This window comes from Maribacter sp. (assembly GCF_039974175.1).
Classification (GTDB): domain Bacteria; phylum Bacteroidota; class Bacteroidia; order Flavobacteriales; family Flavobacteriaceae; genus Maribacter_C.
Genome location: NZ_JBDWJN010000010.1, coordinates 1,031,668 through 1,055,454 on the forward strand (window position 1 = coordinate 1,031,668; position 23,787 = coordinate 1,055,454).

General features: G+C 39.6%; 21 protein-coding genes and 1 tRNA gene. 13 read left to right on the forward strand and 9 right to left on the reverse strand.

The annotated features are described in order from the left end of the window. Positions 1-2: 2 nt before the first annotated feature. Positions 3-503 (reverse strand): hypothetical protein, encoded by a 501-nt coding sequence (locus ABJN95_RS13690; RefSeq protein WP_348370977.1) that lies wholly within the window; start codon positions 501-503, stop codon positions 3-5. Positions 504-599: 96 nt separating this feature from the next. Beyond that, positions 600-1,073 (reverse strand): Lrp/AsnC family transcriptional regulator, encoded by a 474-nt coding sequence (locus ABJN95_RS13695; protein WP_348370978.1) that lies wholly within the window; start codon positions 1,071-1,073, stop codon positions 600-602. Positions 1,074-1,225: 152 nt separating this feature from the next. On the opposite strand from ABJN95_RS13695, the gene ABJN95_RS13700 reads away from it, so the two are divergent. The 8 genes from ABJN95_RS13700 (at position 1,226) to ribB (ending at position 10,666) form a co-directional block, all read left to right on the forward strand. After that, on the forward strand, positions 1,226-2,446 hold the full coding sequence (locus tag ABJN95_RS13700; RefSeq protein WP_348370979.1) for an aminotransferase class I/II-fold pyridoxal phosphate-dependent enzyme: 1,221 nt from the start codon (positions 1,226-1,228) through the stop codon (positions 2,444-2,446). 68 nt (positions 2,447-2,514) lie between these two features. Further along, a complete protein-coding gene (gene nhaC / locus ABJN95_RS13705; protein ID WP_348370980.1) occupies positions 2,515-3,990 on the forward strand; it encodes a Na+/H+ antiporter NhaC in 1,476 nt (491 codons plus the stop codon). A gap of 90 nt (positions 3,991-4,080) precedes the next feature. Next, on the forward strand, positions 4,081-4,587 hold the full coding sequence (tpx, locus tag ABJN95_RS13710; RefSeq protein ID WP_348370981.1) for a thiol peroxidase: 507 nt from the start codon (positions 4,081-4,083) through the stop codon (positions 4,585-4,587). Next, entirely contained in the window at positions 4,580-4,945 is a 366-nt protein-coding gene (locus tag ABJN95_RS13715) for a diacylglycerol kinase family protein (RefSeq protein WP_348370982.1), read from the forward strand. Before tpx ends, ABJN95_RS13715 begins: the two co-directional genes overlap by 8 nt. Before the next feature lie 62 nt (positions 4,946-5,007). Then, positions 5,008-7,389, forward strand: coding sequence for a DNA translocase FtsK 4TM domain-containing protein (locus tag ABJN95_RS13720; protein ID WP_348370983.1), 2,382 nt, complete (start codon positions 5,008-5,010; stop codon positions 7,387-7,389). A 1-nt stretch (position 7,390) separates the two neighbouring features. Continuing rightward, positions 7,391-8,035 carry an outer membrane lipoprotein carrier protein LolA gene (locus tag ABJN95_RS13725; RefSeq protein ID WP_348370984.1) on the forward strand — a complete coding sequence of 215 codons (645 nt, stop codon included), beginning with the start codon at positions 7,391-7,393 and terminating at the stop codon, positions 8,033-8,035. Positions 8,036-8,045: 10 nt separating this feature from the next. Further along, positions 8,046-9,527, forward strand: coding sequence for an LptF/LptG family permease (locus ABJN95_RS13730; RefSeq protein ID WP_348370985.1), 1,482 nt, complete (start codon positions 8,046-8,048; stop codon positions 9,525-9,527). Then, positions 9,524-10,666: a 3,4-dihydroxy-2-butanone-4-phosphate synthase gene (ribB, locus tag ABJN95_RS13735; RefSeq protein ID WP_348370986.1), complete on the forward strand. Its 1,143-nt coding sequence runs from the start codon at positions 9,524-9,526 to the stop codon at positions 10,664-10,666. Before ABJN95_RS13730 ends, ribB begins: the two co-directional genes overlap by 4 nt. Before the next feature lie 53 nt (positions 10,667-10,719). On the opposite strand, the gene ABJN95_RS13740 is transcribed toward ribB, so the two are convergent. The 6 genes from ABJN95_RS13740 to ABJN95_RS13765 form a co-directional block, all read right to left on the reverse strand. Then, complete coding sequence (locus ABJN95_RS13740; RefSeq protein ID WP_348370987.1) at positions 10,720-13,017, reverse strand: GH92 family glycosyl hydrolase; 2,298 nt, start codon at positions 13,015-13,017, stop codon at positions 10,720-10,722. 89 nt (positions 13,018-13,106) lie between these two features. Next, entirely contained in the window at positions 13,107-13,895 is a 789-nt protein-coding gene (locus ABJN95_RS13745) for a DUF1080 domain-containing protein (RefSeq protein WP_348370988.1), read from the reverse strand. 104 nt (positions 13,896-13,999) lie between these two features. Beyond that, a complete protein-coding gene (locus tag ABJN95_RS13750; protein ID WP_348370989.1) occupies positions 14,000-15,193 on the reverse strand; it encodes a DegT/DnrJ/EryC1/StrS family aminotransferase in 1,194 nt (397 codons plus the stop codon). A 110-nt stretch (positions 15,194-15,303) separates the two neighbouring features. Then, the gene (locus ABJN95_RS13755; RefSeq protein WP_348370990.1) at positions 15,304-15,939 is read right to left on the reverse strand and encodes an NAD(P)H-dependent oxidoreductase; all 636 of its coding nucleotides are present in this window, start codon (positions 15,937-15,939) and stop codon (positions 15,304-15,306) included. 46 nt (positions 15,940-15,985) lie between these two features. After that, positions 15,986-16,747, reverse strand: coding sequence for a sulfite exporter TauE/SafE family protein (locus ABJN95_RS13760; protein ID WP_348370991.1), 762 nt, complete (start codon positions 16,745-16,747; stop codon positions 15,986-15,988). A 62-nt stretch (positions 16,748-16,809) separates the two neighbouring features. Next, complete coding sequence (locus ABJN95_RS13765; protein WP_348370992.1) at positions 16,810-17,160, reverse strand: hypothetical protein; 351 nt, start codon at positions 17,158-17,160, stop codon at positions 16,810-16,812. Positions 17,161-17,399: 239 nt separating this feature from the next. Between ABJN95_RS13765 and ABJN95_RS13770 the strand changes: the two genes are divergently transcribed. Further along, on the forward strand, positions 17,400-17,747 hold the full coding sequence (locus ABJN95_RS13770) for a hypothetical protein (protein ID WP_348370993.1): 348 nt from the start codon (positions 17,400-17,402) through the stop codon (positions 17,745-17,747). A 143-nt stretch (positions 17,748-17,890) separates the two neighbouring features. On the opposite strand, the gene ABJN95_RS13775 is transcribed toward ABJN95_RS13770, so the two are convergent. Further along, a tRNA-Ser gene (locus ABJN95_RS13775) sits at positions 17,891-17,975 on the reverse strand. A gap of 252 nt (positions 17,976-18,227) precedes the next feature. On the opposite strand from ABJN95_RS13775, the gene ABJN95_RS13780 reads away from it, so the two are divergent. From ABJN95_RS13780 to ABJN95_RS13795, 4 genes are all read left to right on the forward strand, one after another. Continuing rightward, the gene (locus ABJN95_RS13780; protein WP_348370994.1) at positions 18,228-19,508 is read left to right on the forward strand and encodes a cell envelope biogenesis protein OmpA; all 1,281 of its coding nucleotides are present in this window, start codon (positions 18,228-18,230) and stop codon (positions 19,506-19,508) included. Positions 19,509-19,581: 73 nt separating this feature from the next. After that, entirely contained in the window at positions 19,582-21,228 is a 1,647-nt protein-coding gene (locus tag ABJN95_RS13785; RefSeq protein WP_348370995.1) for a PorP/SprF family type IX secretion system membrane protein, read from the forward strand. A gap of 511 nt (positions 21,229-21,739) precedes the next feature. Continuing rightward, positions 21,740-22,363, forward strand: a complete 624-nt coding sequence (locus ABJN95_RS13790) for a response regulator transcription factor (RefSeq protein ID WP_348370996.1) — start codon at positions 21,740-21,742, stop codon at positions 22,361-22,363. Positions 22,364-22,696: 333 nt separating this feature from the next. Then, a complete protein-coding gene (locus ABJN95_RS13795) occupies positions 22,697-23,782 on the forward strand; it encodes an SRPBCC family protein (protein WP_348370997.1) in 1,086 nt (361 codons plus the stop codon). The last annotated feature ends 5 nt before the right edge of the window (positions 23,783-23,787 follow it).

Below are 23,787 nucleotides of genomic sequence, written 5' to 3' on the forward strand. Positions count from 1 at the left end.
GGTTAGTACAAAGCAATCTTGGTTTCCTTGGCACCTAGAGATTCTAGGTATTCCTTTACTTCCAAGGCTTCGTCGCCGCCTTTTTGAGCGTGATGAAGCAAGGTGAATCCGTGTGGACCTATAGCATGTAGCGTATTAGGAAAAGCAGTAAGCATAGGCTTTACAATAGCTATTTTTCCAAAAAGACAAGCTGTAAAAATATTGGCTTGAGCACCTTTATCTAAGAAAAAGTGAACAAGTTCTTTGTGTCCGACATGACTTGCGGCCCCTAAGCCTGTTTCAAAGTCCCCATTTTTCCAATCATGGGAAGCGTTTAGCAAGGTGGGGTGTTCTTCCAAAAGTGTTTTTACAACATCAATCTTGCCGTGGGAGGCTCCGACGAATTCTTGTACCACTTTTCTATCTAATTGTACGTCTTCTTGTCTTGAAAAGCTAAGCAAAGGAGTTGCGGCGGCTGCAAGCGCCCCACCTCCACTGATTCTTAAAAATCGATTCCTATTCATTGTCTAGTTGTTTAGTTGTTTAGTTGTTTAGTTGTTTAGACAAAGAATGTAGGCATAAAACTCAGCTGCACCACACAGTTTAACAGTTCTTTAGTGTTAATCACCTCCCTGGAGTTGAATGGCAGTAGTTTGCTTTACCTGATTTATTACAATAGCGCTTTGTGTGCTGCCTATGTTATCGATTGCCGTTAGTTTGGTAACCATGAACTCACGATAGGCCTCCATATCACTAACATGAATCTTTAGAATATAGTCGTAATCTCCACTAATATGATAACATTCAACTACTTCACTTAGTTCGAGTATCTCACTTTCGAATTTCAAGACGTATTCCATAATATGTTGCACTAATTTAATGTGACAAAGCACGGTAAATGCCTTATTTACTTTACTCTTGTCTACCAAAGCAACGTAAGCCTTGATTACACCAGATTTTTCTAGACGTTTTATGCGTTCATAAATGGCGGTTGTTGAAAGATTCAATTGATAGGCATATGCGGCCGTGGTCTTCTTGCAATCGGACTGTAGTAGGCTCAAAAGCTTTAAATCTGTTTCGTCTAGCTTTAACATGGCATTTTTTCGGTATGTATTTCAAATCAAAGTACAAATATGATAATTAATCTAAGTATAACAATAATTATAGATTTATTATCTATATAATATACATCATATTGTATAAAAAACTATTTGATCCTACATTTATTGTTCAAAACCCTTTTACTATGAGCAATAATTCGGCGAATCAACTACAAGATTTACAATATTTCGGAGAATTTGGAGGCGTAAACCCTTCGATCTCCGATTCATCTACCTATACCTTCCTCTCTGCTAAAACTATGTTCGATACTTTTGAAGGAAATACAGAAGGCTGTTATCTCTACAGTCGTCACTCCTCGCCTTCCAACTTGTATTTAGGCGAAGCACTAGCTGCTTTGGAAGGTACAGAAACCGCCAATGTATATGCCAGCGGTATGGGGGCAATTAGTTCGGTAATCATGCAATTGTGCGATGCTGGAGACCATGTGGTGAGTAGCCGAACCATTTATGGGGGCACCTATGCCTTTCTAAAAAACTTCGTAAAGAAATTTGCGATCGAAACTAGCTTTACAGATATCACATCAATCGAGGCGGTCGAAATGTCGATTAACTCGCGAACAAAAATGATTTACTGTGAGTCGATTAGTAATCCACTACTTGAGGTTGCCGATATCAAAGCGCTTTCTGAGTTAGCCAAGAAACATGGTATCCCCTTGGTGGTTGACAACACTTTCGCCCCGCTGTCAATTCCTGCTGCCTATTTAGGTGCGGATATCGTTATTCATAGTTTGACCAAGTTTATCAACGGAACGAGTGATTGCGTTGCAGGCGCTGTTTGCGGCACCACAGCGTTTTGTTTGGGGCTCAAAGATGTAAACAATGGAGCTGGAATGCTTTTGGGTAGCACCCTTGACAGTCTTCGAGCCGCATCCATCCTGAAAAATATGCGCACCTTGCATATTCGTATGCAAAAACATAGTCAAAACGCTCTATTCTTGGCGCAAAAATTTGAAAATGATGGATTTAGAGTAGTATACCCAGGTATTGACTCGCATCCGGGCCATACCATTATGAAAAACCAAATGAATACAAACTATGGGTTTGGCGGATTGCTGACTTTAGATGTGGGGTCTTTGGAAAATGCAAATGCCCTCATGGAACGCATGCAAACACAAAAATTAGGGTATCTCGCCGTAAGTCTTGGTTTTTACAAAACGCTATTCAGTGCCCCAGGAACTTCCACTTCTTCTGAAATTCCTCTCGAAGAACAGCTTGAAATGGGTCTCTCCAATGGGCTTATTCGCCTTTCTATAGGATTAGACAATGATATTGAACGTACCTATCAGACGATGCAAGAATGTATGATGCAATTGAATATAAGGCCGCAAGGACCGGTTACCGTTTAGTTCTCAAAATACGGCTTGCAAAGCCGTATCCAAAATCGTAATATTACGGAATTGCAAACCGACTTCATATGGATAACGAAGAGTATTTCGAGTATAGAGAAGATGAGAATATTGTACAAAATAAAGAGCTGAATATCTGGGAAGCTCTTATTCCAGTGATTTTGCTAATGTTGATGTTGGCCTACAATATCTTCTTTGCCGGCGGGGCAGCACTTGGTGAATATTCGAATCAAATTATACTTCTCATTGGTGGCGTATTTGCAGCTATTGTTGGTTTTTTTAACAAGGTTACCCTGCAGACCATGGGGCAAGAAGTTTGGGAAAACCTGAAGAGTGTTTTCCTTCCCATTATGATACTATTTCTTGTGGGTGCCCTAGCTGGCACCTGGTTGGTAAGCGGTATAATACCAGCTATGGTCTATTATGGATTGCAAGCTTTAAATCCGAGTATTTTTCTTCCGGCCTCAGTGGTTATTGCCGCCTTAATCTCTATTGCCACCGGCAGCTCCTGGACCACCTCGGCAACGGTTGGTATTGCACTAGTAGGCATTGGAACGGCCTTAGGCATTCCCGCCGGAATGATTGCTGGTGCTGTCATATCAGGGGCGTATTTCGGTGATAAGATGTCTCCTTTGAGCGACACTACCAATTTGGCCCCCGCAATGGCAGGCACCGATTTGTTTACCCATATTCGATATATGGCACTTACCACAGTACCTTCGGTAGTCATTACCTTGATCGTATTTTCAATTTTGAGCCTGAATATTAACGCCACCGGAACCACAAATGTTGAAGACCTACTGCAGACTATAGCAGCTACATTTAATATCACTCCCTATTTATTCATAGTGCCTATTTTGGTGGTAGTACTAATATTGTTTAAGACAAAACCCTTAATTGCTCTGGGTGCTGGTGTAGCAGTCGCAGGGGTCTTTGCCATGATTTTTCAATCGGAGATACTATTGCAATTATCTGATTCGGAAACCATGACTTTAATGAAAGCTATTTTTACAGATACGCAAGTAATTACCGAAAACGAAAGTTTAAATGACCTTTTTAGTTCAGGAGGAATGAAGGGAATGTTATGGACGATTTTTCTAATAATTTGCGCGATGGTCTTTGGGGGAGTTATGGATGCTATCGGAGCCCTATCACGAATTACGAGTGCGCTGTTGTCAATTGCGACTACTATTTTTGGTCTTTTTGCAAGTACGGTGATAAGCTGTTTAGGTTTGAATGTAATTGCAAGTGATCAGTATCTTGCCTTAGTAATTCCAGGGAAGATGTTTAAAAAAGCATATGAAGATAAAGGCCTTGCACCTGAAAACTTGAGTCGTACTTTAGAAGATTCTGGCACAGTGACTTCGGTATTAATCCCATGGAATACGTGTGGTGCGTACCAATCAGGAGTTCTCGGTGTAGGAGTGGGCGAATACTTCATTTATGCCATTTTCAATTGGTTAAGTCCGTTTATGACCTTGCTGTTTGCCGCCTTCAAGATCAAAATTCGAATGTTAACTACTACCACAGCCAAGGCTGATTAGTTAAGTATTTCAGAAATTCTAAAATTTGGAGCTTGTTTGTAGTTAAAATCTATCAGTGTTTTTTTAATTTCACCAAAAATTAAAAATACTATGGCTTCACTTACATTACATGGAAACGCAATAAACTCTATAGGCACTCTCCCGTCAATTGGAAGTGCTGCACCAGATTTTAACCTGACAAAAGGAGATTTATCATCGACCACCCTTGCAGATTACAAAGGCAAGAAACTCGTTCTTAACATATTTCCTAGTATAGATACCGGTACTTGTGCGCAGTCTGTGCGTCAATTCAACAAAGATGCTTCAGAACTTGACAATACCGTAGTATTGTGCATTTCAAAGGATTTACCTTTTGCCCAAGCACGTTTTTGTGGTGCAGAAGGCATTGAAAACGTCGAAATGCTTTCTGATTTTAGAGACGGTAATTTTGGCAAAGCCTACCAACTCACATTCTCCGATGGGCCACTAATGCCACTTCTTTCAAGGGCGGTTATTGTTCTCAACGAAGATGGCCATATCGTATACTCAGAGCAGGTTGGCGAGATCGTAGATGAGCCAGACTATGCAGCAGCATTAGAAGCCTTGTCAAATGCCTAAAGATTCTTTCTTAGTTAATAGAGTAAAAAGTGTGGGCTTCGCCCTGCGGGGAGCCCTTCTTTTAATTCGCACCGAAGCCAGTATAAAAGTTCAAGTATTCATTGCCATCGTAATGACAGCAGCAGGATTCTACTTTGAAATTTCTGCGACGGAGTGGTGTATACAAATTTTGACCATCGCAGTAATTATGGGAACAGAAGGACTGAATACGGCCGTTGAAAAAGTATCTGATTTTGTACAGCCTGAGTTTGACAAAAAGATAGGTTTTATAAAAGATGTATCTGCAGGTGCCGTAATGTTGGTTTCTATAGCGGCTACCATAATTGGTTGCATCATTTATTTACCAAAAATCTTTTGAAAAGGTTAGCGGCTCTTCTTCCGAGCTAAATTTGTATTTTTACCCCAAGAATCTACTAGTGAATGGCAAAGAAGGCAAAGAGGACCAAGGCGAAACCTACTAAAAAAAAGCCCAGGTCTTACAAATTATCCAAACAGAATAAGATAATATTAGGCAGTCTACTGATACTTGCCAGTATATTTCTTACCCTTGCTTTTATTTCTTTCTATTTTAATTGGAAAGATGACCAAAGTCTCCTGACTGAGTTTGGGGAAAGAAACGAAGAGGCCAAAAATCTCTTAAAAAAGACCGGAGCACACATCAGTCACTTTTTTATGTACAAGGGCTTCGGCTTGACTTCTTTATTTATCCCAGTACTACTGTGCCTTAAAGGGTTGTATATGTTTCTAGGCCTAGATCAAAAGGGCATGTTCAAGAAGTTGATATGGGGACTTATATTTATGATATGGACTTCAATCGCACTGGGTTTTGTGGGAAGTGACCAACCCTTACTGGGCGGACTCGTGGGATACGAAATGAATGACTTCCTGCAAGATTATATCGGTATAATTGGGGTGCTTTTATTGCTAGTTTTCGGATTGGTTTTCATTCTAGTTCGTCTATTTCAATTCTCACCCGAGGACATTGGAAACTGGTTCAAGAGCAGAAATAGTTCCTTAAAAACAGCGTTTAAAGGCAGTGCAAAAGCTGAAGAAAAGGAGTCGACAATGACGCTTTCGCTAGACCCGATTGATGATACCCCAGTCATTATAGATACCTACACACATAAGGAAGATATTCCACCTCTTGTTGAAGAAAAACAAGTAGCTGATGATTTCGAGGTTAAAGTGGCTGTTGAGGAAGAGAAGGAAGATTTGGCCATGGAGGTCGAAAAAATCGTAGAAGAAAAGGTAGAGAAAGACAATATTGCAGATAAACTAGTAGATGATTTCGGGCTTTTCGACCCCACATTGGAATTAGGTAACTACAAGTTTCCGACTATCGACTTATTAGATCAGCATGGTGCTACGGGGGGAATAACTATTAATCAAGAGGAGCTCGAAGAGAATAAGACGAAGATTGTCACGACCCTAAAGAACTACAAGATCGGTATCGCCCAGATTAAGGCAACTATTGGGCCAACGGTAACCTTGTATGAAATCGTACCAGAAGCGGGGGTTCGTATTTCCAAGATTAAAAATTTAGAAGACGATATTGCCCTATCTCTGGCCGCCTTGGGTATTCGAATCATTGCCCCTATACCAGGTAAAGGCACCATTGGTATCGAAGTGCCGAATAAAAATGCGACCATAGTATCGATGCGATCTGTAATTTCATCTACAAAATTCCAGAAAGCTGAGATGCAGTTGCCCATTGCCTTTGGTAAAACAATTAGCAATGAAACTTTTGTAGTTGATTTGGCAAAAATGCCCCATTTATTAATGGCCGGCGCTACAGGACAGGGTAAATCTGTAGGATTGAACGCCGTTTTAACCTCCTTGCTATACAAGAAACATCCTGCAGAAGTTAAATTTGTCTTGATTGACCCTAAGAAGGTAGAGCTCACACTCTTTAATAAGATTGAACGACACTACCTAGCGAAGCTACCTGATTCTGAAGATGCTATTATAACAGATAATACGAAGGTGATTCATACCTTGAATTCGCTTTGTATAGAAATGGATAATCGCTACGAACTATTGAAAATTGCCATGGTTCGTAATATCAAAGAATATAATGACAAATTCAAGGCAAGAAAACTGAATCCGAATGACGGACATATGTTCTTACCTTACATCGTTTTGGTCATTGATGAATTTGCAGATTTGATTATGACGGCCGGAAAAGAGGTGGAAACTCCTATTGCGCGTTTGGCTCAGCTGGCAAGGGCAATTGGAATACATTTGATTATAGCTACCCAGCGCCCTTCGGTAAATGTTATTACAGGTATCATTAAGGCCAACTTTCCAGCGCGTATTGCTTTTAGGGTGACTTCAAAAATCGATTCAAGAACTATTCTAGATGCACAAGGGGCGGATCAACTTATTGGTCGCGGAGATATGTTGTATACTCAAGGTAACGATGTTACCCGTATTCAGTGTGCTTTTGTCGATACGCCAGAAGTAGCAAAAATAACAGAGTATATTGGCTCACAAAGAGCTTATCCTGAAGCACATCAATTACCAGAGTACGTTGGTGAAGACTCTGGCACAAGTATTGATAACAATATCTCGGAAAGGGATGCCATGTTTAGAGATGCCGCTGAAGTGATCGTAATTGCGCAACAAGGGTCGGCATCCTTGATTCAAAGAAAACTAAAATTAGGTTATAATCGGGCAGGAAGAATCGTTGACCAATTAGAAGCCGCCGGAATTGTTGGCCCATTCGAAGGCAGCAAAGCCCGACAAGTATTAATACCCGATTTGGTGGCCTTAGAACATTTACTCAACAATGAAATTAAATAGAATGAAGAAGTTAGTTTTAGTATTCGCATTAATTTTTACAGCAAATTTTGCTTTTGCCCAGAATTCAGATAAAGCCAAAGCCTTACTCGATGACGTTTATAACAAAGTAAAGGGCTATGAGAACATATTCGTAGAATTTAATTATGTATTGCACAACGCTGAGGCAGACATCAACTCTGAAACACGTGGTGACGTTACCTTACAAAGTGATAAATATCTTTTCAATTATCTCGGCACACAACAGCTATATGACGGCAGGAAAGTATATACCATTGTACCTGAAAACGAAGAGGTTACCATAGAAGACAAAGTTGACGATGAAAATGCCTTAACACCTTCTAAGATGCTCACTTTTTATAAAGAAGGTCACACCTATGCCTGGGATATTCTTCAAAACGTACAAGGCAGAAAAATACAATATGTAAAATTGGTTCCCATAGATACGAATGCTGAAATCAGAAGTATTCTTATGGGGGTAGATGCCGAAACAAAACATATCTATAAGCTCATTTATACTGGTAAAAACAGCACTACAACAACGATTACTGTTAATTCTTTTAAAACAAATCAACCTTTATCAAAAACCTTATTTACTTTTGATGAGAGCAAGTACAAAAACGACGGGTACTACATCATAAAAAACTAAGGCATTTACCTTGAGGATTCTCGATAAGTATATTTTATCTCGGTTTTTATTCAATTTATTCAGTTCGTTCGCGATAATGATGCTTATCTTCATTTTCCAATCGATATGGTTATTTATTGATGACCTTGCCGGGCGGGGCCTCGACATGATTATCATCGGTAAGTTTTTCTTCTATAAAATGCCTGAGCTTACCGAGAAGGTGCTTCCTTTAACCGTTTTATTGGCTTCTATTCTCACTTTTGGCAACTTCGCAGAACACTATGAATTTGCAGCTATGAAAGCCTCAGGTATTTCGTTACAGCGCTCCATGTTGAGTATTATAATATTTGTGATTTTTCTTGGTTTTGGCACCTTTTATTTTGCCAATAGCGTGATACCTGCATCAGAGCAGAAAATATTTTACTTACGTAGAAATATCGCCAAATTAAAACCTGCAATTGCCATCACAGAAGGCGTTTTCAGCGATTTCGAAACCGCTGACATGAACATCAAGGTAGATAATAAATACGGGGAAAATGATAACTTTTTAGAAAATGTAATCATTCATCAAAAGACCCCAACCAACATCAATTACCGGGTTATCAAGGCCAAGAAAGGTGAACTTAAGAGTAGTGACAAATCTAATATCATTCAATTGGTTTTAAACGATGGTAATTTGTATGAAAATGTAGAAGGAACAAAAAGCGAAGTCAGAAAATACCCCTTTGCACAAGCCGATTTCGAAACCTATACCATGAATATCGATCTTTCGGAATTCAACAACGTAGACCTGGAAGAGGAAAAGGACCTTCGGACTGAAAAAATGAAGAATATTTCCCGCTTGACCAAAGATATTGACTCTATCAATCAAGACAACATCAGACGGGTTACTTCGTTTTCAAAAATTACCTCTGAACGTATGGGAGCCTTTGTTCCCCTTCCAAAAATGGATACGGCTAAAACTAAGGCGCGGCAATTCAAAGATGTTTCTCCTGATATAGCATTTGACGCTTTAAAAGATAGCATCGTGAACCTATTTCCAGATTGGCAACAAGTTCAATTGATGAATTCAGCAAAGAATGCTACGACCAATGTGTTGACTTCCATCAAGGGAAAAAAGAAAGAAATGAACAAGCGCTATGAATTTCACAGAAGGCATATTCTTTCCTTGCATAAGAAATTTGCATTAGCATTCTCATGTATTATCTTGTTTTTTGTGGGGGCTCCCTTAGGTGCCATTATTCGCAAAGGCGGCTTGGGCTTACCAATGGTTATTGCCATTATTTTGTTCCTTGTTTACTATTTCCTAGGAGTCTTTGCTGAAAACTATTCTAAAAAAGGAAATATTCACCCCTTGTTAGGAGCATGGTTATCTACCTTAGTTATGCTACCTTTGGGAGTGATTTTAACCAAAAGAGCTACGGCAGACAAAGGTTTAATGAGTTTTGGTAGGGTGATTGACTTTTTTAAAGGGCTACTTCCAAAAAAGAAAGAAAAAAATACAGTGTCATGATAATCAGCATGGAGAAAAATCTACAGCTAAACACCATTGAAGAGGCCATTACCGATATTCGCGCCGGTAAAGTGATCATTGTTGTTGACGACGAAAACCGTGAAAACGAAGGCGATTTCTTGGCTGCCGCAGAATTAGCGACTCCTGAAACGGTGAATTTTATGGCAAAACATGGGAGAGGACTTATCTGTGCCCCACTAACGGAAGGCAGGTGCAAAGATTTAGGGCTTCACATGATGGTAAATCACAATACAGATCCATTGGAAACGGCATTTACGGTCTCCGTTGATTTACGTGGTAATGGGGTTACCACTGGGATCTCAGCCGCCGACCGGGCAAAAACTGTTTGTGCTCTTACCGATTCAGATACGAAACCACATGATCTTGCAAGACCAGGCCATATTTTTCCTTTAATCGCGAAGGAAGGTGGCGTTTTAAGAAGAACCGGTCATACAGAGGCTGCAATTGATTTTGCACGACTAGCTGGACTCAAACCAGCAGGAATCATTGTGGAAATAATGAATGAGGATGGCAGTATGGCACGCCTACCTGAGTTGATGGATGTTGCCAAAAATTTTGATTTAAAGATCGTTTCGATTGAAGACTTGGTCGCTTACCGTATGGAGCACGACAGTCTTATCGAGAAAATGGAAGATTTTGATATTACTACGCGTTTTGGCGATTTCAGACTACGCGCTTATAAGCAAACTACCAACAATCATATCCATATTGCTTTGACTAAAGGAGATTGGAAAAAAGATGAGAAAGTTTTAACGCGAATCAACTCTACCTTAGTCAACAATGATGTTTTGGGTACGCTGACCAATAATCCTGATAAGAAATTGGAGGATATGTTTCACGCTATCAATACCGAAGGCAAGGGTGCAATTGTCTTTATCAATCAAGACTCAGAGTCCTTAAATCTCTTATCGCGTTTGACCGAATTGAAAGAACTGCAAAAACAAGGAATACACAAAGCACCGAAAATTGATATGGATACCCGCGATTTTGGTATTGGGGCGCAAATCTTGCATGACCTCAACATCGCTAAACTGCGATTGTTAACCAACCGAAAGCAAACAAAACGTGTAGGCATTGTGGGGTATGGACTAGAAATCGTAGAATATGTTCCCTATTAGGCCATTGCCGACTGGGGCTTTAACTAATCACGGCCGCATTGAGTTTGACCTTCCTAATTTTCGCTAGGCTTATCAGCAAGTTGATAGTCTAAAATTCCTCCTTTTATCAAATCAGCATGGCGCAAATAGAGCTCGGGTACCGGCCTTCCGTTGAACTGTATATCTTGAATATAATAGTGATTTGTGGCAGCTTGTTGCGCATTGATTTGCAATGTATTACCGTTAGGAAGTCGTAGAACGGCTTTGGGAAATAACGAACTACCTAATTCATATTTAGGATTATCTTCGGTTCCCCCATTCATCTGAAACAAGCCCAATTTCATCAGAACTGCCAAGCTACCCATAAGCCCTTGATCTTCATCGCCATTATATCCTGTGGAAGGTGACAACCCGCTGAAAACCTTTTCTACAACAGTTCGAGACCAAAATTGAGCCAAATCAGGTCGCCCCAATTTGTTAAAAACGAAGGCGGTTTGTATCGAAGGTTGGTTGCCGTAATTGATAGGTACGCGACGATATTCAGGATGCAATTCTTTTGCATGAGCGTTACCGGAGGTAAAGCCCTGCTCTCCAGCTTTCGAAAATTGCCTATTAAGCTTGTCAACGGCCTTTGATTTTCCTCCCATCAATTCGGCCAGCCCTTCGATATCATGCGGAACAAACCAAGTAGATTGCGCCCCGTTAGATTCGTTAAAACCATTTTCGTAGGTGTAGGGATCATAGTTTGGTAACCAATTGCCGTCAATATCCTTTGGGCGCATCCAGCCCACTGAGGTATCGAAAACATTTTTATAATTATCTGATCGCTTCATGAAAAAATCAAAGTCTTCGCTACGGCCAAGCTTTTTGGCCAGTTGAGCCAAAGTCCAATCTTGATAGGCGTATTCCATGGTTAGGCTTGCTCCGTCTTCGTGCAATCCAAATTTTCCCTCTGGTATAGGATAAGGTACATAGCCATTAGCCAAGTAGTGTTTAAATCCTCCTCCGGTCATGGTATAATGTTCATAGCCTGCCTTTTCCATTATGCCCTCAACCAAATGATTCTTCTTAAGTGCCGAATAAATCGAGTCTAAATCCTGCGTTACGATTCCTTTCTGCACTGCAGACACGATAAATGGCGTAGAAGAGGCACCGGTCATCACATAGGTATAATTTCCACCAGAAGGCCCACGCGGAATGAGTCCACCATCTTTGTGATATTGCAGCAAAGAATAAACAAATTCTTCCATAATATCAGGATAAACCAAACCCCATAAGGTGTTTAAAGTCCATTGCGCGCCCCAAAACGAATCAGAGTTATAGTGATTAAATTTTGGTTTTCCGCTCTCATCTAAGGGGAGTTGCCCGATTCTAAAATCATCTCCCGTATAATCAGGATAGGCACCGTTCACATCGCTAATGGTTCTTCTTCCTTGCAGCGCATGCCATAAATCGGTGTAGAAACGCCTTTGCTGCGTCTCAGTTCCACCTGTAATGCTAATTCTTCCCAAAAGATCATTCCACTCCTCCTTCGATGCCTTGATAATTTGCTCAAAATCCCAATGGGGCACTTCGGTTTTGACATTATTCTTAGCATTCTCATATGATGTGTATGATATGCCCACCTTCATTAACACCTCCTTTCCCCCTACTTTTACGAGATAATTACCAGTTTGCTCGTCTTGTGTGACAGCAATGACATCGGTATTGAGTTCAATATGAAAAAATAATTTTACGGGCTTTGGTCTTCTGCGTGTAGCAGTAATTACCAACTCACCTGATAAGGTTTTGCTATCAACGCGCTGAAGAACTCCATTAGCATTGTTGCATGGTCCTAAAATGCTATTTAAATTGAAAAGTAGGGCTGGCTCTTTGTCTTCAGAGAAGGAATAGCGATGCAAACCCGTACGTTTCGTACTGCTTAGTTCTGCAGTAATTCCGTATCTATCTAATTCCACGTAATGATACCCTGGTGAAACTTGCTCGGTACGGTGACTAAACTTCGACTTAAAATCCTTGAAAATAGTTATTTCAGAAATCGAGTCAACGGTAACAGGCAATACAGAAAGCCCTGACAGTTGCCATGCATGAACATGACTAAAACCTTGAATAGTGTCATTTTTATACCGGTAACCGCTACCCCAGGCGCCATCTACTTCCGTATCAGGAGACAGGTTTACCATGCCAAAAGGACGGCTTGCTGAAGCAAAGAAAAACCAACGTGAATTTTCAGTATCCAATAATGGATATACCAAATCAACAGGTGCTAGCTTAACCGACTCAACGATAGAACTGTTCGAACAGGTGCAGCTACCAAACAAAAAAAAGCTGGCAACAAGAATTTTAAAACATTGCTTAATTGCTATTTTCATGGGTTGGAGAATCGAAATACGAAAATTGTAACAGACAACCATGCCCTTAGCTGCTAATTACATAAACACGAGTTTACAAAGGTGGCACACTATAGTTTCCGAATCCAAATATTTCTGAATTGGGTCTTATTACCGTGGTCTTGCAAAGTAATCACATCATCTCCGTGAGCCGTAGGGTAATTGTGCAGACCTACATAATACGTTATTCCATTTATGGTAGCGTGATTTTGTACCAATACCCCGTTGTGTAATACCGTGATTGTGGCTTTGGCATCTAAGCTACCATCTTCCTTGAACCTTGGAGCAGTATAAATCACATCGTAGGTATTCCACTCTAAAGGACTTCGCATGGCATTAACCAAAGGAGCATGATCTTTGTATATACTTGCAGCCTGGCCATTGCGGTAAGTTCGATTGTTGTAGGAGTCAAGAATTTGCAATTCGTATTTTTTTTGAAAAAACACCCCACTATTTCCTCTGCCCTGACTTTCACTTTCGACCTTGTCAGGCGCACTGAATTCAATATGTAATTGGCAATCACCAAATTTCATTTTCGTTTGAATTCCACCTGAACCCGGTACTACTTCCATATGGTCATTATCTACAATTTTCCAAGGTGCTGGTTTCGTCTCATCGTTTTGACTAACCCAGGCATCTAGATTTTTTCCATCGAATAGTATGATCGCATCAGAAGGTGCATCTCCTAAGTTTTTACCAGGTGTTACGACGGTAACCTCAGGCTCCCATATCTCGGTCATCTCTGGTTTCATTGGCATTGGCGATACTTCTGGCGGTGTACTCGAATAGGTACTTTGCGCTTCTAATCGCACTAAAAAAAAGACGGAGATCAAACACAAAAAAAGAATCTTTGACTTCATAATTTAATAAATTTTGATTGGGTTGAATGTTGTATTTAGTACTAAATAAATATAGGTATATCTGCCCATATCACGTAAAAAGGGTACTAAATTTCACGAATAGCCTATAAACTGTTTAAGATGATGTCTACCATTTTGTCGGCGCGAAGCTGCACTTCCTTTTCTTGCCAGCCCAATTTTATCAAACATGATATTGTACGACCTACCCAATGGTCAGATTTCGTGAAATCTGCCTTATTATAATCAGGAAGTTGTTCGTAAACCGCTTGAGGTAGTTTCCCCAAAGCTTTAAGATTTGTCAAATGTTCCCATTTACGGTAGTAGTGCCAATTATTGTCATACCAGTAGAAACAAGCATCTACTCCTTCATTTCCAAAAGCTCGATGTACTTTTTTCGCGGTAGTTTCGTCTGGTAAAAAGAAATTCAGAAAGGCATAACTTTCCTCGCCACCTAAAGGCACTCTTCGGAAGCTAACTTCTGGAATCACTTTCAAAGCCTCTCTTAATATTGTATAATTCCTTTGTTGAATGGCTAAAAATTCATCTAACCTATCAATTTGAGCCAAACCTACAGCAGCGTTCAATTCAGAAATACGGTAATTATATCCAAGAAATGCATGTGTCTCGGCCCCCCTATCGTTTCCAACATGATCATGACCGTGATCAGAATAATGATCGGCCTTAAGCTTATAGGTATCATTGTTGGTTATCAGTGCGCCGCCTTCACCGCATGTAATTGTTTTCACATAGTCAAAAGAAAAACAACCCAGATCTCCATAACTACCTAAAGGCTTACCTTCAAATGTTCCACCTATGGCTTGACAAGCATCTTCCAATAATAACAACCCATGTTTTTCACAAAGGGATTTCAGAGATTTTAAATCGGCCATTGATCCGCACATATGCACAGGCATAATCACCCTGGTTTTTTCGGTAATGGCCTTCTCAACGGCTTCAGGATGCAAGGCCAAGGTATCATCTACATCTACCAAAATAGGAACAGCCCCTAGCGCCAGAATTGATTCAAAAGATGCTACGAAAGTAAAGGTGGGCATGATCACTTCATCGCCTGCACCTACACCAGCGCATGCCAAGGCCACAGTTAAGGCAGAAGTACCACTACTTACCAATTGTGCGTGTTTTACCTGCATGCGTTTGGCCAAAGCAGTCTCAAGTTCCAAAGCTTTCCATTGACCATTGCGCATTGCGTCGAAACCGTAGCGCATTAATACTCCAGTATCTAATACTTCCTCTACTTGTTTTCTCTCCTGTTCTCCAAAAAGCTCAAATCCTGGCATGTAAAATAATTATGGTTATAGTTTTATGTGTATTAACAATCTCTAATCGGCAAAACGCCATACTACTGTGCGCTCTTCAATCTTATATCTAAGGCCTTCTGTCTCACTTCTTAAAATATATCTATAATGCTATCATCCATTTCTTTACGCACCTTTTTAAAGGTGGAAAACGGATCATCTTTAGCACGATAGCCCACTGGCATGACTAAAACTGAGGTCAAACCTCTTTCACCTAAATCTAATAAGCGATCATAGGCATCTGGTTCAAACCCTTCCATTGGGCATGAATCTATTTCTTCTATAGCACATATGGTCAAAAGGTTTCCCATGGCTAAATACGCCTGGTTTTTTGACCAGTCTTTTATTTCTTGAATTTCTTTTTTAGAAAAATTCTCTACCATGGCTTCTTTAAAGGGATTCAAAATAGCGTCGCTAGTGCCACGCACTTTTTTAACTTGTCTGAAATAATTGGATATATATGCGGCATCCACTGTATTTTCAATGCAAATAACAAGTATATGGGAAGCCTGAGCTACTTGTAGTTGTTCAAAAGAATGGGCAACCAATTCTTTTTGTAACTCCTTATTTTGAACCACCACGAGCGAGATAGGTTGTAGACCGTAAGAAGTAGCTGTCAGGTTAAATGCTTGCTTCAAGGTATTTATCTTCCCTTCAGAAAGCAGTTTATCAGCATCAAATTTCTTTACGGCATAGCGCCATTCCAATTGTTTTATAGGATCACTCACGTATTTCAATTTTGTTTGTACTCATCACTAGGTCAACAGCGCTTGCTCAATGTCCATTAAAAAACCAAAGTTTAATGGAAAGTGCGACCACCATCACCACAATAAAAGTTTTTATAAACCCATCTCCCTTGGCTACCGATACCCTGCTCGCTAACCATGCACCCGAACCATTACCTATTGCCAAAATCAAACCTACGGTCCAATTCACTTTGTCATTCAGTATAAATACCGCTAGGGCAGATAAGGTATAGATAAAAACCACGGCTACTTTGGTGGCATTCGAGCGTACCAAAGTCATTTGGTTGACATAGTGCAAAAATAGTATAATTATAAATCCAAGACCTGCATTGATAAATCCGCCATAAATACCAAAGAAAAAAAACGCGATAATGCCGATCCATAAATACTTACCCGTTAGCCTTTCCTGCATTTCAATCAACTTCATCTTTGGCTTAAAAATGATGATAAGTACCACCACAATCATTATTATGGCCAAGATTCGGTTAAAGGTTTCTCCCTTGATATCAACAGCAATCTGGGCGCCAATGATAGCTCCCAACAAGGCAGAAATGCCCAAATAAATATTAAATGGGGCCGTCGAGACACCTTTGCTTTTAAAGCCCGCTGTAGCTAAAGCCGTTTGTATAACAATTGCGACACGATTGGTACCGTTGGCGACGCTTGAAGGCAATCCTAGAAATATCAAAACAGGTAGGGAAAGTAACGACCCTCCACCAGCCACGGTATTAATAAAACCAACTGCAAAACCTGTGACGATAAGAAGTACATAGTGGTACCATTCTTCCATAGGTCAAAAATAGGCTGTAAAAAGGGAAATATCGGAGAAATCGAAAAAAAACAAAATCACTTTCAAATGGCAGCTGGAAGGTCGCCTTTCTCGATCAATTTATTCACGTGGGAGACAATCTCTAGATACATCGCCTGCATTTCCGCTCGCTCTGAAGTGCGATCTGCATGAAGAGCTTTTGCGAAAACATATTGAGAGGCAAAATGGGGTACATCACCAATTCCTACTTCTAAGTATTCTGCAATAATCTCACTCCAGTCAAGAATATAGTTGTTTCTGAACCGCGCAAGGTCCTCAATTTCTTGTGATAGTACAAAACTAAACCGACCAACATCATAATTGATATCGTTGTGATCTAAGCTTAGATCATTGTTCTTATTCAAACTATTGTGCTTTTCAGATTTGGGTGCCACGGGCTGCTGGTAAGGACAAATTTAACAAGATAATTCCTATCTTCCATATTGTGAACGTTTGAGTTTCAAAATTAGTATTAATACGCACTAGTCTTTCGCCTATACTTAATACATTAGTAAAACACAGTTTTGGTACCATTACCAAATGCCCTCGAGGAATTAAACCATGAAGAATCTATCATAATTAGCCCCTAAAAGTAATCTTCCTATATTGGTAACCACAATGAAACATTATTGAAATGAAAAAAATCGCCACAATACTTACAGCACTTGTAGTACTACAAAGTTGTCATTCGTACAAAACAATGGCTATCAATGAGCTAGAAGTTGACAAACGGTATGAAATGCAGTTAAAAAATGAACTGCGGGTAAGGGGAATATGTCATAAAATTAGTGCTGATTCTCTTGAGTTCAGCGTTAAGAATCGGTTACTCAAGTATTCGAAATCTGATGTCGCCCATGTAAAACGGAAAAAAGTATCTGCCTTAAAATCAGTAGGGCTTTTGGCGGTGTTCACTACAGCAGCTGTACTGTCGGTCACCACGAATAACGTAGAATCTGCTTTTAGTCAAACCAGACCAAGATAAGAAATACCACTTTTTTCATCGTGATAGCGTATGCCTTATGCTAAACTAATCGTCTTTTTTGCTAAGGTTGCCCGATTTGTGGTTTCCTGTATGAACAAAAATAAAAACCCGATTTCTTTTCAGAAATCGGGTTTTGCGTTAAGCGGAGAAAGAGGGATTCGAACCCCCGGAGGTGTGACCCTCAACAGTTTTCAAGACTGCCGCATTCGACCACTCTGCCATTTCTCCAAGTGTCTCATCAGGTATTCCCTGAATGCGGGTGCAAATATAGAAAGCTTTTTCTATTCAATACAACGTTTTATAGATTTTTTATTCTACTCATTTTTATTAAAATAAACTTCCCAAACCTACAAAACACCTCAAAAACATCGATGAAATGCACTGTTTGGGGGTTTAAATGCAAAACCTATGAATTTTTATTAATAAACACCTGAAAACATTTTTTCAACTTTGAACTCAGTAACCTCAAAATCTTATCTCATGAAAAATCCCCTTACCTACAAAGTGGTCTTTACCACAATCAGTATTCTTTTTTGCCTTGCATTGACTGCTCAGCAAAACAGTGAAACCAACTTCAATTCGTTGTACTCCAATGTGTCTCAAAAAGATAGTCAATATCTAAAATTAAAAAGTTTGGGATATTCTGAAAAGGAAATTTTTGAAGATCTGGGAAATGCAAATTTTCTATTGGAGAAATATGAAAACGCGGCTTTTTGGTACAAGAAGTTGAGCGAACTTCAAAATGGTAACGCATTAAGTGCGAACTATCAAAAACGGTATCAGTTTGCCCTTGAACAAACGGCTCATATTAATACCGTTGCTTCAAACGATAGCGATTGGTTAGAACAAATTAAGGAAGATTACCAAATCAAACGAGAATTTGAAGCTCGTAAGGCCAGTCTACGTTTGGCAGACAATCAAAATAGCTTTGATTTCCAACCCAGCTACAGGTCACAATCTCTAGATTATTTAGTAGAATATGAGCGTAATAAAGAATTTCAAGGTGAATCTTGGAACGCGAGAAACAAAGGTTTAAAACAAGAATTTGAAATGCCCGTTGCAGTAACGGCAGACGGTAAAACAGCCTATTTCAGTAAGTCAATGTACATTAAGCCCGTAAAAGGCATATTCTCTAAAAAAGAGTTGGTACATAAAATTTACCGTACTGACAAAATCAATGGCCAATGGAAACACGTTAGAGAAGTGGCTTTGGCCCCCAAACATTCTTCGGCCATGCACCCTGCTATATCTGATGACGGCAAACGCTTGTTCTTTGCCTCAGACATGCCTGGTTCTTATGGTAAGTACGATATTTATGTAGCTTCTATTGACAGTGATGGAACCATTGGAAAAGCAAAAAACTTAGGCACTAAAGTGAACACCAAGAAAAATGATATGTACCCAAGTTTGACTGATGACAACACTTTGGTTTTTGCCTCTGAAGGACGTGAAGGCTATGGAGGTCTTGATTTGTACATGACCCAGGTGGGACAGAAAAAGATCGGATGGGCAACCAACCTCGGAAGTCCTATCAACAGCTCCAAAGACGATTTTTCAATGTACTTGTCGGCTGAAAAAGGTATTGGCTACGTGCTTTCAAATCGTGGAAAAAACAAAGATGCCATACAACAAGTAGCGTTCTCTTACGAAAACAAGCATAAAAAGAAGGCTGTGAAAGATCAACGAGAGTCAAATCTTGCTCAAGCCCTTAACAACAAGTTGAAGATTGATTATACTACCTCGGTTTTTGAGGACAAATGATGTGCTAGTTCTCTAAAAACTTATCCTCATTGCATCGAGCTGAGCTTGATGGTTTAACCCAAATCCTGCAAAAATGAACTACGATAGTATAAAATCATATGGTCTAGGTCTGTTCTTATTGTTCGCAATAATGAACAGCTTTAGCATCTCTGGTCAAGAAGTCGCTCCTGAGTTAGGTACCAAAAGCACCTATCACAACCAATTGTATTTCAATCGATTTTTTATCAATCCTACCTTTTCATTGGTGCGAGAAAATAAATCGTATTTAAATATTCTACATAGAAATCAATATACTTCATTCGAAGATAATCGCCAGAACTATTTCCTCGGATTTAGTAATAAATTGAACGACCATACCGCTTTGGGTATTGGAGTTTACAGCCAATGGTCGGGTGTAGTTCAAGAGTTTGGCTTTAATGCAAACTATGCCACATCGGTACGATTGGGAAGGAAAAGTAAATTGAGTTTCGGTACAAACCTTACCTATTTTAACGAAGGTCTTGACAAAAACCGTATTGTGGTAATCGAGAATGACGCTACCCTCTCAGAAGCTAGAAAAGAAAGTAAGATTGCTATTCAACCTGCAATAACCCTATCCTTGGGTAAATTTGATTTTGGAATATATGCCAAAGACTTACTCAAATACAATCAGACCACGAACGAATTCGTAACCAATTTAACTGAGAAAAGCGTTCGCGCTTCGCTGCAATACACGCACTCATTCAATGCAACCCGAGGATTGTTTGAAGATGCAAGACTTATGCCGTTGGTTCAATTGGGTAAAAATGAAAACAATGAATTGATCTATGTAGGTTCAATGGTTTTAGATTTACCGAAGTACGGATGGCTGCAAACCAATTTCGACAATGAATATGGTATGTCTTTGGGGCTTGGCTTCAATGTAAGCAAAAAGTTGTCTTTGGGCTATTTGCTTGAGAAAGACCTCCTTCAACAAGAGGCCGATTTAGGATGGAACCACGAAGTGAGTCTGGCCTATACTTTTAAAAACGACGGGTTAAATATCAACCTAACAGCAGATAGTTCGCAAGATCAAAAAATAGATCAAATCATTCGAAACTATGAAGAACAGATTTTGGCCTTAACCGCCGAAAAAGGGGAGGCTCCATTAAATGCCGAAGAAACAAACAAAAAGATAATGAATACCTTGGCCCACGAAAACCGTATGATTCTAGATCAGCTTATTCTGCGACAAGACTCTATAGAAAAGGCGCGTAACGCTGCTTTCGAAAAACGTTTTGAAATGATCGTTCGTGCGGTACGCACCGATATAAAGAACAGTATCAAATCGAATCTTCAAGATTTTACACCTAAGAAGAATACCGCTCTTGTTAGTAACGGTGTAAAAAATGACGCTGATGCAATTAAAAAACGACGTGATTTCAAAGAGCTACCCATTAAGAAATTAAATCAAGCCAACATTGTTGGTGCAAATTCAGGGTACTACGTAATTGCCAATGTATACAAGAACAAAAAGTATCTGAATGCATTTGTAAAAGACCTCAAAGAAAAAGGCCTGTCACCTAAGCAATTCTATAATAAAGAAAACGGACTACATTATGTTTACTTGGCCGATTACAATCACAAAGGAGATGCCAAAGACGCCTACGTTTCCAACCTAAATGGGAAATATCAAAAAGAGAAATGGATCATGGAAGTTGCTAACAATTCTACCATCGTACATAACTCCTATGAAGACTAGAACTGGAGCCTAAAATGCTAAAATATGATGCATTTGAACGAAAACATTGCTTTAAAATATAGGCTTCCGAAAGATTTTACTATATTTAAGTTATAATTAACTACAGCTTAAAAACCTCAAATCCCCTACTACATGAAACCTACAACGAATCTCAAAACGTCCTTAAAAAGGAAATCTTTTTTACTTTCGAATTACGGTGCTCCCACTTTACTTTGGCACAAAAAAGATTCGGGCGTATAACCCAACAAGCATAAATCTTTCTCTTGCTTATCTCGTATAACTGCAGATTGGTTTACGATTTTTAAACCTCTAAAAATCGATGCTTAACCCTTAGTTATTTACTGAAGACATGTATTTCATTTGTCAGTTCAAACAGCTGGCCTAGAATTGCTATGCTTCATAAAGAAATGCAGAGTTGACACCTCCGCACGGATTTAAACACCTCAAAAGTAATGATTTAAACTGCCCAAGATCTTGACCATCTTGGGTATAACCTACAAACCACAAAACGATGAGACCAGAAACTCTAAAAGTAATTATTATCGACAATGACACCCAATTGCATGCCTCCTATGAAAGCTATTTCAAGCAGTATGCTGATTTTAGTTTAAGCGGAATTTACGCTAGTGTAGAAGATGCCCTTGCTGAATTCGAAACTGTGCAACCTGACATTATCGTATCAGAAGTCACCCTACCTATTGTAAATGGAATTGAGGGTATAAAACTTTTTCGTAAAAAAGACCCTAAGGTGAATATCATTATGGCAAGTGCCAACAATGATTTTGAAATCATTAAGAAAGCATTTAAATATGGTGCAAATGGCTTCTTAACCAAGGCCGTCACCCGCAAACGACTATACCATGCACTCAATTCAATTAAGAATGAAGGTGCTGTAATCGGCAATGATATTGCCAAAAAGATTATCTCTATGTTTCAACCGAAATCGTACCAATCTTTTTCTGAGCGTGAGAATCAGATTATCGATTATTTAGGCCAAGGTGCAACATACAAAACCATTGCAGACAAATTGTTTGTAACGACAAGTGCTATTAATTTTCATATTCAAAACATATATCTAAAACTCAATGTAAACTCGAAGTCCGAAGCTTTGCTAAAGCTGCAGGAAATTGGATAAAACAGCAAGATTTTTTCATGACCCCTCAAATTTTCCTCTCCTACCTACTGGAACCTCATAGTTAAGTCCTTAAGGCAAATACGAATTTAAAAATGAGGTTTGTAGGTCATGTATGTGCCCGCTAGTTTGATTTGGCTAGCGGGCACTTTTTTTATTCCATTAGTTTCGCAATTAAGAATGTATCCATCTAACAATCTCGATATCCTTATCCGCTTTTTTGTTTTGTAAGTCGATTATTATGGCAAGTGGTTACGAAGTTGTATTTTAAGCTACCATTTTGCTGATAGCAGGTATTCCATTCTATGGCTTCCTCAAACGAAAAAAATAATATCCATGGGAAACTTTTTTGTGAATTCTGACATTACGAAAGCCGAAACTTTACCTGCCTCTTTTTATCGTGATACCATAGTATTTGAAAAAATGAAGGAGGATGTATTCGCAAAATCTTGGCAGTTTATTGGTGATAAGTCGTCTTTAGTACCTATTGACACCTTTGTACATCCGTTTTCGTTCATGGAAAACTACCTGCCCGAACCAATGGTATTGGTGCGTGATAAGCAGAGTAAGATTCGTTGTATGAGCAATGTTTGCACGCATCGTGGAAATCTGATTGCACACAACCCTGGTATCTTAACACGCGGCCTCAACTGCATGTACCACGGTCGCCGTTGGGATTTACAAGGGCAATTCAAACACATGCCCGAATTTCAGGAGGCCAAAGCGTTCCCACGAGCTTGTGATCATTTACATCAATTCGCACTAGAGGAATGGGGGCCATTTTTGTTTACGGGTTTAGATACAGAGATTGATTTTTCGATCATTCGGAATTTTCTAGACAAGTATATCGGATTTCTTCCTCTGAACGAATTCAAATATGATGCTGTTAGTAGCAAAGACTATTTGGTAAACTGCCATTGGGCTTTGTATTGCGATAATTTTTTAGAAGGGTTTCACATTCCTTTTGTACATCCAGATCTTAATAGGGTACTTGATTACAATACCTATGCGACTGAATTATTTGATTACGGAACGCTACAGATAGGCTATGCCGACGGCGCAGAAGAAACCTTTGACTTACCAATAGGGCATGCCTGCTACGGTTCTAAAATTGCAGCTTTTTATTTTTGGATTTTTCCAAATATCATGCTTAACTTTTATCCTTGGGGGCTTTCGGTAAACGTCGTAAAACCTATTTCTCCCGGCAAAACAAAGGTGTCGTTTATCTCCTATCTGCATGGGGAACATAAATTTGAAGGGGCCGCTAGTGCTGCCATAGATAAGGTCGAACGCGAAGATGAATTTGTTGTTGAAGGTGTACATCAAGGCCTGCAATCACGCATTTACAAAACAGGCCGCTTCTCGCCTACTCGCGAGCAAGGTGTACATCATTTTCATCGTATGTTGGCGGAACGTTTATGAAGTTT